General features: G+C 44.4%; 8 protein-coding genes, 1 rRNA gene and 1 pseudogene. 8 read left to right on the top strand and 2 right to left on the bottom strand.

What is annotated here, in order from left to right; all coding sequences use genetic code 11:
* Window positions 1-17 precede the first annotated feature (17 nt).
* From rrf to IJ369_RS03155, 7 genes and pseudogenes are all read left to right on the top strand, one after another.
* Window positions 18-135: ribosomal RNA gene (gene rrf, locus IJ369_RS03185) — 5S ribosomal RNA — on the top strand.
* Window positions 136-301: 166 nt separating this feature from the next.
* Window positions 302-2,221, top strand: a complete 1,920-nt coding sequence (locus IJ369_RS03180) for a YgiQ family radical SAM protein (protein WP_290715907.1) — start codon at window positions 302-304, stop codon at window positions 2,219-2,221.
* 257 nt (window positions 2,222-2,478) lie between these two features.
* Window positions 2,479-6,504: an S-layer homology domain-containing protein gene (locus tag IJ369_RS03175; RefSeq protein ID WP_290715905.1), complete on the top strand. Its 4,026-nt coding sequence runs from the start codon at window positions 2,479-2,481 to the stop codon at window positions 6,502-6,504.
* 192 nt (window positions 6,505-6,696) lie between these two features.
* Entirely contained in the window at window positions 6,697-6,954 is a 258-nt protein-coding gene (locus tag IJ369_RS03170) for a TM1266 family iron-only hydrogenase system putative regulator (RefSeq protein WP_290715903.1), read from the top strand.
* Between the two features lie 9 nt (window positions 6,955-6,963).
* Window positions 6,964-8,003, top strand: a pseudogene (gene hydE / locus IJ369_RS03165) ([FeFe] hydrogenase H-cluster radical SAM maturase HydE).
* 9 nt (window positions 8,004-8,012) lie between these two features.
* Complete coding sequence (gene hydF, locus IJ369_RS03160) at window positions 8,013-9,191, top strand: [FeFe] hydrogenase H-cluster maturation GTPase HydF (RefSeq protein WP_290715901.1); 1,179 nt, start codon at window positions 8,013-8,015, stop codon at window positions 9,189-9,191.
* Between the two features lie 17 nt (window positions 9,192-9,208).
* Window positions 9,209-10,945, top strand: a complete 1,737-nt coding sequence (locus tag IJ369_RS03155; RefSeq protein ID WP_290715898.1) for a B12-binding domain-containing radical SAM protein — start codon at window positions 9,209-9,211, stop codon at window positions 10,943-10,945.
* 43 nt (window positions 10,946-10,988) lie between these two features.
* Here IJ369_RS03155 and IJ369_RS03150 read toward each other — a convergent pair whose 3' ends face one another.
* Window positions 10,989-12,545, bottom strand: coding sequence for an ABC-F family ATP-binding cassette domain-containing protein (locus tag IJ369_RS03150; protein ID WP_290715895.1), 1,557 nt, complete (start codon window positions 12,543-12,545; stop codon window positions 10,989-10,991).
* A 14-nt stretch (window positions 12,546-12,559) separates the two neighbouring features.
* Window positions 12,560-13,393 (bottom strand): Cof-type HAD-IIB family hydrolase, encoded by an 834-nt coding sequence (locus tag IJ369_RS03145; RefSeq protein ID WP_290715892.1) that lies wholly within the window; start codon window positions 13,391-13,393, stop codon window positions 12,560-12,562.
* 222 nt (window positions 13,394-13,615) lie between these two features.
* On the opposite strand from IJ369_RS03145, the gene IJ369_RS03140 reads away from it, so the two are divergent.
* A partial coding sequence (locus tag IJ369_RS03140) for an efflux RND transporter periplasmic adaptor subunit (RefSeq protein ID WP_290715890.1) occupies window positions 13,616-14,392 on the top strand: 777 nt, incomplete at its 3' end.

Genomic DNA, 14,392 nt, shown 5'->3' with positions numbered 1-14,392 from the left:
CAACTTAATAAAAGATTTCTGGTGATGATGCGCTTGGGGGACACACCCGTTCCCATTCCGAACACGACGGTTAAGACCCAAGCGGTCGATGGTACTTGGTGGGCAGCTGCCTGGGAGAGTAGATGGTCGCCAGAATCCAGTAAAAAAATAGAATCGCAAATGCGGTTCTATTTTTTTATCCAAAAGAAGAACAGATCTTTTTATTGTTTGTATTCATAGAATAAATTTGATATACTAAATAAGATAAAATGGAGAAGCACGATTTGATATCGTTATAATAAAATTGTAAGGAGGAGTACCTATGGCATTTTTGCCTGTGACAAGAGAAGAAATGCTGGAAAGAGGCTGGGAACAGCCTGATTTTGTCTATATTTGCGGGGATGCCTATGTGGATCATCCCTCCTTTGGCGCGGCTATCATTTGCCGTGTGCTGGAAAGCCATGGTTATAAGGTTTGCTTTGTGGCACAGCCCGATTGGAAGAGTACAGAGGATTTCACACGTTTTGGCGAACCCAGACTGGGTTTTCTGGTCAGCGCAGGGAATATCGACTCCATGGTAAACCATTATACCGTTGCCAAAAAGAGACGTAAAAAAGACTATTACACCCCTGGCGGCGAAATGGGCAAACGCCCCGACAGAGCGACCATTGTTTATTGTAATAAACTGAGAGAAGTTTATAAGAAAACACCTATTATCATCGGTGGCGTGGAAGCCAGCCTGAGACGTCTGAGCCATTATGATTATTGGGATAATAAAGTGCGCCGTTCTATCCTGTTGGACAGCGGTGCTGACCTTTTACTCTATGGTATGGGTGAACATCAGATCGTGGAAATGGCAGATGCTCTGAATAGCGGTATCCCTATCAACGAGCTGACTTTTCTGAGAGGTTCCGTTTATAAAACAAAGGATATTTCCAGAGCCTATGACTATATCATGCTTCCAAAATATAAGGAAGTTCTAAAAGACAAGGACAAATATGCAGACAGCTTCCTCATCCAGTATCAGAATACAGATGCGGTGACAGGGCAGACACTGGTGGAAGAATACGACGAATGGATCGTGGTGCAGAATCCTCCTTCTCCTCCTCTGAGAACCTCTGAGCTGGACAAGGTATATGCCCTGAATTTCGAGAGAAACTATCATCCAATGTATATTGAAAAGGGCGGCGTGCCTGCCATTGAGGAAGTAAAATTCTCTCTGGTAAGTAATCGTGGCTGTTTCGGTAACTGCAATTTCTGCGCACTGGCCTTCCATCAGGGTAGGGTGGTAACGGCAAGAAGCCACAACTCCCTCATCGCAGAAGCAGAAAAAATTACATGGGACCCTGATTTCAAAGGCTATATTCACGACGTAGGTGGCCCTACGGCCAACTTCCGTGGTCCTGCCTGCAAAAAACAGCTGGAGCATGGCGCATGTAAAGACAGACAGTGCCTGTGGCCCACAAAATGTCCAAATCTGGAGGTGGATCATCTGGATTATGTGCGTTTGCTGAGAAAGATCCGTGAAATTCCCAGAATCAAGAAAGTATTCATTCGTTCCGGTATCAGATATGATTATCTGATTTATGATAAGGATGAAACATTCTTCAACGAATTGTGTAAATATCATGTCAGCGGGCAGCTGAAGGTTGCTCCTGAACATGTTTCTGAAAAGGTTCTGATGAAGATGGGCAAGCCTGCCGGCGATGTATATCAGAGATTTGTAAAGAAATATTATGATATCAATAAACGCCTTGGCATGGAACAGTATCTGGTGCCTTATCTGATGAGCAGCCATCCCGGCAGTGACTTGGATGCGGCCATCGAACTGGCGGAATATCTTCGTGATATCCATCATATGCCTGAACAGGTGCAGGATTTCTATCCCACACCCGGCACCCTTTCTACAGCGATGTACTACACAGAAAAAGACCCTAGAACAGGCGAAAAGGTCTATGTGCCAAAATCTCCCCATGAAAAGGCGATGCAGCGCGCCCTGATGCAGTACAGATTGCCTCAGAACTATGATCTGGTCTATGAAGCCCTGAAAAAGGCTCATAGGGAAGACCTGATTGGCTTTGATAAGAATTGTCTCATCCGTCCCAGACAGATGAAACGGGATTTCCAGTATAAAGGCGGCAAGTCCAGCGAAAAGGGCGGCAAAGGTCAGGGAAAAGGCGGCCAGAAGGCCAATACGGGCAAAAAGAAAACCATCAGAAACGTGCATAAAAAGAAGGGCTGATGGCTGAATAAAGATAAATGAGAGGATTTTTCGTTAAGGATAAATCCTCTTTTTTAATGTAATTATTTTCTCATTTTCTCATTTAATGAAACTTATTGAGAAAAAATAAAATTGCAAAATAGTTAAGATAGTGTTAATATCCTTTGTGGTTAGTCTGGGCTAACCCGAAAAAGAGATCAGTGGAAGCTGGTCTAATTTTAAAATCGATAGTTAGTTTGAACTAACAAAAATATATGTTTTTATGGAGGACTTTATTTATGCAAAAAGGTAAGTTTTTGGCAGGTCTGCTGTCTGTGTCCGTGGCATTCTCTTCTGTTCCTGTTGGGGTATTTGCAGAAGACGGCGTAGATACAGGAGTGAATAGCGAGGTATCTGAAGGCGAAGAAGGATCTGAAGGCGAAGAAGGATCCGAAGGCGAAGAAGGATCCGAAGGCGAAGAAGGATCCGAAGGTGAAGAAGGATCTGAAGGCGAAGAAGGATCTGAAGGCGAAGAAGGATCCGAAGATGAAGAAGGATCCGAAAGTGAAGAAAACTCCGCAATTCTGGGGGGCGGTGTACCTGAGTCCAGTGAAGAAAATGGTGTGTCTGCTGTCTCTGAAGAAGAGGGAGAAGAAGAAACATTTTCTATTATTGTGGATGGCAAAACAGTTGGATTTGAAGAAGAAATTGGTTTTGGGGATTTGGATTTGACTGATACAACAATTTTTGTCAATGGTGAAAATGATGCGTATCAGGTTACAATTGGCGAAGAAACAAAACTTGTTGGTGATACAACGCTGAAAAACTGGGTCGGCAACTGGGAAACATGGCAGGATTATATCTACCCTGATGAAGATCTGCAAGAAAAATACCCTTATCTGGAAAGAGCCTGGGAACTGGCATATCCTGCATATATCGGTGCTTTTGCAGGCACATTCATGGAAGAAACAATCAAGGCACAGTATCCCGATGTTAATGCCCTGAAAGAATACTGGTATGATATGACATATACAAATGGCGTATCCGAAATCGTTGTAAAAGAAGATGGCAGCGGCTACATTCTTTCCTGGAAGGATGCAGAAGGCAAAACACTAGCTTCTTCTTCCTATACCATGACAGGTAAAATCCTGAATGGCCTGGAAGGTGCGACAATGTATGTTTTCACAGCAGATGATGAAGATATCAATGCAGAATATAAATATCTGGTAACAATGGTGCCTGACATGGAAGGGGAAGTAGAAACGCCTATCGCAAAGCATTACCATTTCCAGTTTGGCAGTGATCTGAGTAAGATTCTTGCAAATGGCCAGCTTGCCAACGGCATTACTTATAATGAATCTAACAAAAAAGTCAGCGATATGGTGGATAAATACTGGTATGTGACTATGACGGACGCTGATGCAACTGACATTGCGAAATATAACGTAATCCTTGGTATGCACCGTGCGGAAAAATGGAGCCAGCTGCCTGAAGTGAAATCTGTGAGCATCACAACGGAAGCAGACACTGCTACTATTGGCAATAAAATGCAGCTGGAAGCAGAAGTAAAAGGCACAGCAGGTATTCATGAAGATGTAAGCTGGAAAGTAGAAGGCGGTGTTGCAGGCACAACGATCGATGAAAATGGTCTGCTGGCAGTAGCTGCTGATGAAACACCTGGTACAGTGCTGAAGATTACAGCTACATCCAAAGAAGACGATGCATTTACAGCAACAAAAGAAGTAACTGTTTACGAAGTAGGACTTTCTGTAAGAGAGAACATCGTGGGTGGCAGCGTAGAGATCCTAAATGATATTGCAGCCCTCAAAGCTGGCGATGAAGTAATCGTAAGACCTACAGCGGAAGAAGGTTATGACCTGATTGGTATGGGTTTCTGGATAGTTACAGTAAATGAAGATGGCACAGAAACAACAGGCTCTGTGGAGGCAATGAAAAAGAACTCTGACGGCACATATTACTTCACAATGCCCAAAGGTGATGTTTGTGTAGGTGCATCCTTCCAGCCTGATGATGCACTGCAGGTAACAATGAGCGGAAACTATATTTATGAACCCGGTACAACCAGCAATTCTTTGACAATGGGAGTTTTCAGTAAATTTGCACACCTGTATGAATCTGATACATCCGCACTGGTGCAGCTGGCTCTGGACAAGAGATTCTTTGATGAATATAAAGATGAAGATTTGACATTCTCTGTACAGATTCGTACACATAAAGACAATAAATATTATGTTCTGGGTGAAAAAACATATACGACCACAACACTGTTGAAACAGACTTATGAATTGCAGGAAGATTATCAGGATAATATTTATTACCTGTTTGATACACTCACAATTCCCTTCACAAAGGATATGATCGAAAAAGCGTTGGTTTCTGACAGAAAAGCTTATGTGGTTGTTCAGGTTATCAACAATGAAGGCACATGGACAAATACAAAGGGAGCAGAAATCAAAGGTTATGCAGACTGCACCAGTGTAAATATCCTGGAAGACAGCGAAGAAATGCTGGAACCTATCGTATTCCTGTACAATCTGGGCAATAGCACATATCATGGCAGAATGCTGCGTGAACTGCTGGCCGATGAAGATATTACATTTATCGATATCACAAAAGAAAATATGGGCCAGAATCTGGGCTATATGGCAGGCTGGTCCAAATATGCGAATCTGGCTGTGTCTGAAGAAGAAGCATATATGGATGTAGAAAGCAGCAAACGTTATGTATTGATGGCAAACCTGTCTAATGCCCTGGGCAACAAGGTTTCCGATATCGTAAATCAGTTGAATGTTACTGTTACAAAAGCATATTTCAAAGACTTTGCGGCATCAAAAAGCTTTTATGAATATGCGCTGCATACAGATGAAGAAGCGTCTGCAACCTCTGCTGCAATGAAATGGGGTGTCCTGATTGGTGATGTCGGCGATTATCTGGCTGCAGATGGCTATGATACGACAACAGAACCCGGTAAATCCCTGAAAGCAGCTTATGAAGCGTCTATCAAGGCATATACAGATGATGAAGAACATGAGCCTGATTATTATGAAGAAGGTTATAACACATTGTTAGATGCATATCTGGCGGCAACAGGCAAAACCCGTCTGCAGGGGGAACTGGAACTGCAGCTGAAAGTGAATGAAGATGGTTCCTATGAGGTAACTCCCGTCCATCATAGAGCAGAGGGTGATGACACAGAATATGAACTGAAATGGGGCTGGTTCAATAACGCATCCAAATTCACATATTCCACAGGCCAGACTCTGGTGATCGATGCTGCAACAGCAAAGACAAGACCTATCAACACGGTAAACCTGACAATGGGCGCGAAAGATGATGACTGCAATACATATGGCTTCCTGTTTGCAAGACTTCTGGTGCCTGAAGAACCTGAATTCTCTACATCCGCAACAAAAACAACAGTTTCTGTAAATGTGAAAGAAGTAGAAGAAACAATGAATATGCCTGCAATCGAAAAATACATGGTGGCATTGTATCAGGATGGAAAACTGTTGGAAGAAAAAGAACTGGCAGAAGCGGGCACAGTTACTTTTGACGGTCTGGAAAGCAGAACAACATACACAGTAGAAGTTTATGCAGTAAATGCAGTTGGTTATAGTGATTATGTGGATATGGAAGTTACAACGAAATCTGGTTCCAGTGGTGGTTCTTCTTCCAGCTCCAGCAGTTCTTCTTCCAAAAAGGACATTGATGAAACTGTAGAAGATACAGAAGAAACAACAGAGGAAACAAAAGATACAACGGAATCTGAAGAAAAAGAATCCACGTTTTCTTCTGATGCGGTAGAAAGATTTGAAGATGTAAAAGCATCCGACTGGTATGCAAAGGCAGTTTCCTATGTATACGATGAAGGTATCATGGGGGGTGTTGAAGTTGACGAATTTGGCGCATACATGACAACAACCCGTGCTATGATGTGGACGATTCTGGCTCGTATGGATGGTGTTGATACATCCAAAGGTGACACATGGTATACAGCGGGCAGAGAATGGACCATGAAAAATGGTATTTCCGATGGTACAGCTCCTATGAATAACATCACAAGAGAACAGCTGGCTTCTATGCTGTATCGCTATGCACAGTTTAAAGGCATGGATATGGCAACATTGGAAGAAAACCTGGGTCAGTTCACAGATGCGGCGCAGATTTCTGAATACGCGGTACAGGCTATGAACTGGGCTGTTGGTGAAGGCGTCATGAGCGGTAATGGCAATGGTACTTTAAATGCAAAGGGCAATGCAACAAGAGCTCATGCGGCACAGATGCTGATGAATTTTATGAAATGATATGATAGAAAAGACTGACTCAAGAGTCGGTCTTTTCTTTATATTTCTTTTGTGGTATACTTATCCAAATATTGAACTGATCACAAAGGGCAAAACCTGAGTGAAAAGGCGAATAGACTATATGAAAAAACGGGGGAATCCCTTTTATTTGTCTGCGCCTTTTGGGTGCAGATTTTTTTAGGAGGAATGACTATGGCAGAAAAGGAAACAAGGATCGCTCTTATTGGTATCATTTTGACCAGCCATGAAGCAGTGGGGCAGATGAATACCTTACTGAGTGAATACAGTGAATATATCATCGGACGAATGGGTCTTCCTTATCGGGAAAAAGAAATTTCCATTATCAGCGTGGCGATGGATGCGCCTAATGATGCTATCAGCGCTCTTTCCGGAAAACTGGGTATGCTGCCCGGTGTCAGTACAAAAACGATTTATGCGAAGAATGTTTGAGAAATGCCTATGAAAAATCTGATCGAAAAACTGGAGAAAGAACAGAACCTGACGAAAGAGGAGTGGGTATATCTGATTGAAGGCAGAACACCGGAAATCGCAGAAATCCTTTTTGAACGGGCAAGAGAAATACGACAGCAGCACTACGGGAAGGATGTTTATATCCGTGGTCTTATTGAGTTTACCAATCACTGCAAAAATAACTGCTATTATTGTGGTATTCGCAGAAGCAATGAGAATCTTTTCCGCTATAGACTGACGGAAGAAGAAATCCTGGATTGCTGCCGAAATGGCTATCGTCTGGGCTTCCGCACCTTTGTTTTACAGGGCGGGGAAGACGGCTGGTTCACAGAGGAAAAAATGGTGGCTTTGCTGGAAAAAATGAAAGCAGAATTTCCTGAATGTGCCATCACTCTTTCCATTGGGGAAAGAGAAAAGAAAGAATATCAGGCGTATTTCAACGCAGGAGCCAATCGTTTCCTGCTGCGCCATGAAACAGCCAATGACGCCCATTATCGTTATCTTCATCCTGAAGAGCTGAGCCTTGCCCATCGGAAAAACTGCCTTTGGAACCTGCGTGAAATTGGCTATCAGGTGGGCAGCGGCATTATGGTTGGTTCTCCCGGACAGGGGGCGGAGCAATTGGCGGAGGACTTATTATTCCTGAAGGAATTGAACCCTCATATGGTGGGCATTGGACCTTTTATTCCTCATAAGGATACACCCTTGCAAAGGAAACGGCAGGTACTTTGGAATTGACCTTGTTTTTATTGGGAGCGATGCGGCTGATGTTGCCGAAGGTGCTGATGCCTGCCACAACGGCATTGAGTACCATCCATCCCGATGGGCGAAAAATGGGTATCCTCGCGGGAGCAAACGTAGTCATGCCAAATCTTTCTCCCCAGGAAAATCGAAAATACTACAGTTTGTATGATAATAAACGCTGCATGGGCGATGAAGCTGCCGAAGGGCTGGCACTGCTTAAAGCTGAAATGGAAGAGATCGGTTATCGGGTTGTATCTGCCCGTGGGGATTCTCTGGTGGAATAGGAGGAACTTATGGGATTGAACAATACGCCTATGGCGGAACGCATTCATATTGGGATTTTCGGCAAGAGAAATGCGGGGAAATCCAGCATCATCAATGCCATGACAGGGCAGGACCTTGCGATTGTTTCCGATATTGCGGGAACGACCACCGACCCTGTTCTGAAAGCCATGGAATTGCTGCCTTTGGGACCAGTTGTCATCATCGATACCCCTGGTCTGGATGATGAGGGTGAACTGGGCAAGCTTCGTGTGCAGAAGGCTTATCAGGTGCTGAACAAAACAGATATCGCTGTTGTTGTCATCGATGGTTTTGTCGGCATGACTGCGGAAGATGAAGCCATTCTGGAACGTATCCGTGCGAAAAACATACCTTATATTATCGTAAAAAACAAATCTGATCTGAAAGTTGCTGAGGAAGGGGAAAACACCATTTCCGTCAGCGCAAAAACAGGGCGGAATATCTATGAACTGAAAGAGCGCATTGCGGCGCTGGTTCCCAGTGAAGATATGACACGGAAAATCGTGGGTGATTTATTAGAACCCAACGATTTCGCAGTTTTAGTTGTTCCTATCGATTCTGCGGCGCCTAAGGGCAGACTGATCCTGCCCCAGCAGCAGACCATCCGTGATATATTGGAAGCGGGGGCTGTTTCCATTGTTACCAGAGATCATGAATTGAAAGAAACACTGGCTTCCCTTGGAAAACGTCCGAAACTGGTCATCACAGACAGCCAGATTTTCGGGAGGGTCTCCAAAGAAGTGCCTGCGGATATCCAACTGACTTCTTTTTCTATCCTGATGGCGAGATACAAAGGTGATCTGGTGCCTAATGTGAAAGGCGCTAGAGCATTAGAGAACTTAAAGGATGGAGATACCGTTCTGATTTCCGAAGGCTGTACCCACCATCGCCAGTGTGAGGATATTGGTACTGTAAAATTACCCCGATGGATCAAAGAACATACAGGAAAAGAGCTGAACTTCCAATTCACCAGCGGAACAGAATTTCCTCTGGACTTGTCTCCTTATGCGCTGATCGTCCATTGTGGTGGCTGTATGCTCAATGAAAGAGAAATGAAATATCGCCTGAAGTGCGCAGAGGATCAGGGGGTACCCATGACCAATTATGGTATCTGCATTGCTTATATCAATGGTATTCTGGAACGGAGCCTTGCGCCTTTCGGGATTTGAAAAAGTGAGGAATGAAAATGAAAAAAGTTGTTCTTGCAGCGCTGAATGCGAAATATATCCATTCCAATCTGGCGTTGCGCTATCTGAGCCGCTTTCAGGATAACAATAAAAAACATAATGTCTTAACCAGAGAATTCACTATCAATCAGCGTCTGGATTTTATTGCAGAGGAACTCTTTCGCCTGCAGCCCGATGTGATTTTATTTTCTGCATACATCTGGAATGTAGAGATGCTGAGGGAGCTTTGCGTAGTTCTGAAAAAGATATTGCCCAATTGTATTCTTGGTTTTGGTGGGCCGGAGGTCAGCTACGAAAGCGAAACCTTCCTGCAGGAAAATCCTTCTGTAGACCTTGTGATGCGCGGGGAAGGGGAAATCGTATTCAGTAAGCTGCTGGACTATTTCGATCATGGAACGCCTTCTTTGGAAGAAATCGGCAGTCTGACCTTCCGTAAGGATGGAAAAATTATCTCAAACATAGCGGAAGCACCTCTTGACTTGGCGTTGTTGCCTTTTCCCTATGATGCGGATTTCAAGGATGTGGAAAATCAGATCATTTATTATGAATCTTCCCGCGGCTGCCCCTATCAGTGTGGCTATTGCCTCTCTTCTGTGGAGCAGGGGGTGCGCTTCGTTCCTTTGGAAAAGGTTCTGCCCGACTTGCAGAGGTTTCTGGATGCGAACGTAAATCAGGTCAAATTCATCGACCGTACCTTCAACTGCAAAAAAAGTCATGCCATGGCGATCTGGAAATATCTCCATGAACATGATAACGGTGTGACGAATTTCCATTTTGAAATGACAGCTGACCTTATTGATCAGGAGACCATCGATTTCCTGAAAACAGTACGAAAAGGGTTGTTTCAGTTTGAGATCGGTGTCCAGTCCACCAATCCTCACACCATTCAGGCCATCAATCGAAATGTGGATTTTGAGAAGCTTTCCGGCATTGTAAAACAGATCAAGGCCGGCGGGAATATCCATCAGCACTTAGACCTTATCGCAGGTCTTCCCCATGAGGATTATGAGTCCTTCGGTCGTTCCTTCAATGATGTATATAATTTGGATCCGGAACAGCTGCAGCTGGGCTTTTTGAAGGTTTTGAAAGGTTCCATGCTGCATCAGAAACAGAAGGAGTTTGATATTGTATATCACGATAAAGCGCCCTATGAGGTGCTGACGACCCATATGCTGCCTTATGAGGATACGTTGCGATTGAAATATATCGAAGAAATGGTAGAAACATACTACAACAGCGGAAAATTTTTGCATACACTGGATTATCTGGTGCCTTTGTACGAAAATCCCTTTGCCTTCTTCGAGGAATTGTCTCAGTTCTGGCTGGCGGAAGGCTCTCAGTATAAATCCCTTTCCAAAATTGGTCTGTGTGATGTTCTGTGGAGTTTTGTGCAGAAAAATGAAAAGGTTGATTTGAGCAGATTCCAGTGGGCCATGAAATTCGACATTGCCCTTCATGAAAAGCCCAAGAAATTGCCTGTATGGCTGAAAGTTGGCGGCAATGGGCAGGAATATGAACGCATCACGGCGAAACTGGTGCAGAAATATATCCCTTCCTATGCCGATGCGGAAAAGAAAGTCCTTATCAAGCATACCTATCTGGATGTTTTCGGAGACGAAGAACCCAAAGCCATCCTCTTGGATTATGGACACAGAGACCTGTTGGGTAATGCGGAATATCTGGTGATTCCTATGGAGGAAGTGGAAGAACTGCTGCAGCAGGAAAAAAAGAAATAAAAAAATAAGGCTATCGAATTTTGATAGCCTTATTTTTATACAATTACAGCTGTACCGTTGTCCAGTCTTCGCAGTTCCATACTTCTGTTACTACGTCACGATAGAATTCGGGTTCGTGGCAGATCAGCAGGATGCTGCCTTTATATGCTTTCAGGGCGCGTTTCAATTCTTCCTTTGCATCTACGTCCAGATGGTTGGTAGGTTCGTCCAGCAGCAATACGTTTGTTTCGTTATTGATGAGCTTGCACAGACGTACTTTTGCCTGTTCGCCGCCGCTCAGAACTTTTACCATGCTTTCAATGTGTTTTGTTGTCAGGCCGCATTTTGCCAGAGCGGAGCGGACTTCATACTGGGTATAGGAGGGGAATTCCTTCCAGATTTCGTCGATGCAGGTCACGTTTTCAGTGTATTTCTTTTCCTGTTCGAAATAGCCTGTGTACAGGTAATCGCCCAGTGTGGTTTTGCCGCTGAGGGGAGGAATCTCGCCGATGATGCTCTTCAGCAATGTTGTTTTACCGATACCGTTGGCGCCTACCAGTGCGATTTTCTGGCCGCGTTCCATGGAAAGGGTCAGAGGCTTGGAAAGGGGTTTATCATAGCCGATGACAAGGTCTTCTGTCTGGAAGATATATCTGCCGGAGGCGCGGGCTTCTTTGAAGTTGAATTCGGGCTTGGGTTTCTCCTTCGCCAGTTCGATGACATCCATCTTATCCAGTTTTTTCTGACGGGACATTGCCATATTTCTTGTGGCAACGCGGGCTTTGTTTCTGGCAACAAAATCCTTCAGGTCTTCGATTTCCTGCTGCTGTTTACGGTAAGCCGCTTCCAGCTGGGCTTTCTTCATTTCATATACTTCCAGGAATTTATCATAATTGCCTACATAGCGGTTCAGTTCTGCATTTTCAACATGATAAATAAGGTTGACTACACTGTTCAGGAAGGGGATATCATGGGAAATCAGAATGAATGCATTTTCGTATTCGATCAGATAGCGTTTCAGCCATTCAATGTGGTTTTCATCCAGATAGTTGGTAGGTTCGTCCAGCAGGAGGATGTCGGGTTTTTCCAGCAGCAGCTTGCCCATCAGGACTTTTGTTCTCTGGCCGCCGGAAAGTTCTGTTACATCTCTGTCCATGCCGATATCTGCCAGCCCCAGGGCGTGGCCGATTTCGTCTACCTTGGAATCAATGATATAGAAATCATGATGATCCAGCATTTCCTGGATGCTGCCTGTTTCTTCCATCAGGAAATTCATACGGTCTTCGTCTGCTTCTGCCATTTCCGCATAGTATGCGTTCATCTGTGCTTCCAGTTCGAAGAGATAGGCGAAAGCGGACTGCAGCACATCACGGATGGTCTGGCCTTTTTCCAGAACAGTATGCTGGTCCAGGTAGCCAACGCGTACATTTTTGCTCCATTCAATCTTGCCTTCATCGGGCATCAGACTGCCTGTGATGATATTCATAAATGTGGATTTGCCTTCGCCATTGGCGCCAACGAAACCAACGTGTTCGCCCTTCAGCAGGCGGAAGGAAACGTCTGTGAAAATGGCTCTGTCGCCGAAGCCGTGGCTCAGTTTTACTACATTCAAAATACTCATTCGGTTGATTCTCCTTACTTTTTACTTTCGATGATCTGTTCTAATATCTTTGCTGCGCCGAAATCGTTGCAGTCATCGGCAACAATATCTGCTTCTGCTTTTACATGGGCTTCGCCATTTGCCATGGCAACGCCGATGCCAGCGAAACGGAGCATGGGCAGGTCGTTGTCGCTGTCGCCCATGGCAAGGGTATCGTTCTTATCCAGCCCCAGCAATTCGCAAAGTTTTTCCAGGGCTTTTGCCTTTGTGGCATTTTTGGAAGTGACTTCGATATTTTTCGGGGAAGAAGAGGTGACACAGGCGTGTCCTTTTTCTTCTAACAGTGCCCAAGTTTGTTTTCTCAGGTCCATGTCGCTGAACACCAGATTGATGTTTTCCATAGCAGTTTTGTTCCGCTCCAGTTTCTCAAAGAAATGCTCGATGGGGGTGCGGGTGCTGCGGATATATTGGATATGACTGTCTGTCAGATGATAAGCAGAAAGGTTTTCAAAGACTTCCTTAGCGATATAGGCCGTGCCTTTATGGAAAAATTCCACGATGATGGGAAGGCCTTTAATGGCTTCCAGTGTGATATCCACCGCTTCGGGGGTCAGAAAATTTTCCACTATATTTCGTTTTTCTTCTGCATCATAAATAGACGCGCCGTTGCTGGTGATGACATATTTTAAAAAGGGCAGTTCCTTTACGCACTGGGGCAGAGAATCAAAGGCTCTGCCTGTGGCAGGAATAAATAATACGCCCAGTTTATCCAGTTTTTCCAAAGCGTCATACAGACGGGGTGTGATTTCTTTATTCTTATTCAGCAGCGTTCCGTCCAGATCGGAGGCTACCAGTTTGATGTTTTTCATAAGTTTCACCTGCCTAACATTACTATTTTACCAAATAAACAGCCTTCACACAATAAGCAAGATTTATAGAGGTTAGGCTTTCATTAGAATCTCCTTTCTTTTTCATTAAAACAACGCCGCCTTTTTTCATGGAATTTTTAGAGTGGTTCGCTCCAGTTTTAATCCTGATGGCATACACTGGAATGCGAAAAAAGAATGACTCAAAAAGAGAGGGATGATGAAATGAATTTGGAAAACACACCGATGCAGGAGGAAGGTACAAGCAGCCGTTTTTCCGGCATCAAGGAAACAGGAAAGGGAATGATCACGAAGTTTAAAAAACTGCCGAAGAAAAAGAAGATATTGCTTTTGGTGATCCTAATCGCAGTACTGGTTTTGCTGAAAATTTTCGGCGGCGGAAAAGATGCCAGAGTGGAGGGGGAATATCTGACAGAAGAAGCCCAGAGAAGGGATATTGCCGAAAGCATTTCCGGCAGCGGCACCCTGGAGCCTGCCGATTCCTATACCATCACCACATTGGTGGAAGGAGATGTATTGTCTGCGAATTTTGAAGTGGGAGATGAGGTAGAGAAAGATGCAGTCCTCTATGAGATCGATAGCTCCGATGCGGCAAACAGCATCGAACAGGCGCAGATATCCCTGTCTGAATCTCAGCTGAGTTATCAAAGAAAGCTGGAAAATCTGGCAGACCTGAACGTGAAATCTCCTGTAAAGGGCACAGTAGTCGAAATTGCCGTAGATAAAGGCGATGAAGTAAAGGCAGGCGATACCATTGCAGTGGTAAGAGATGCTTCTTCCATGAGCATCAAACTGCCTTTCCCCTCTGCAGATGCCGGTAGTTTTTATGTGGGCCAGAGAGCAGAAGTAACGCTGTATGGCTCCTTTGAAACACTGGCGGGAAAGGTAACAGCGGTCAGCGGTGCGGATACCATTCTGAATGGTAATGTACTGGTAAAATACGTTACCATTGAAGTGGATAACCCCGGCGCCATTTCCGAT

Source organism: Anaerotignum sp. (genome assembly GCF_017483025.1).
Classification (GTDB): domain Bacteria; phylum Bacillota; class Clostridia; order Lachnospirales; family Anaerotignaceae; genus Anaerotignum_A.
The sequence above is the reverse complement of the archived record's forward strand: the minus strand, read 5'-3'. Positions and strand labels throughout refer to the sequence as shown.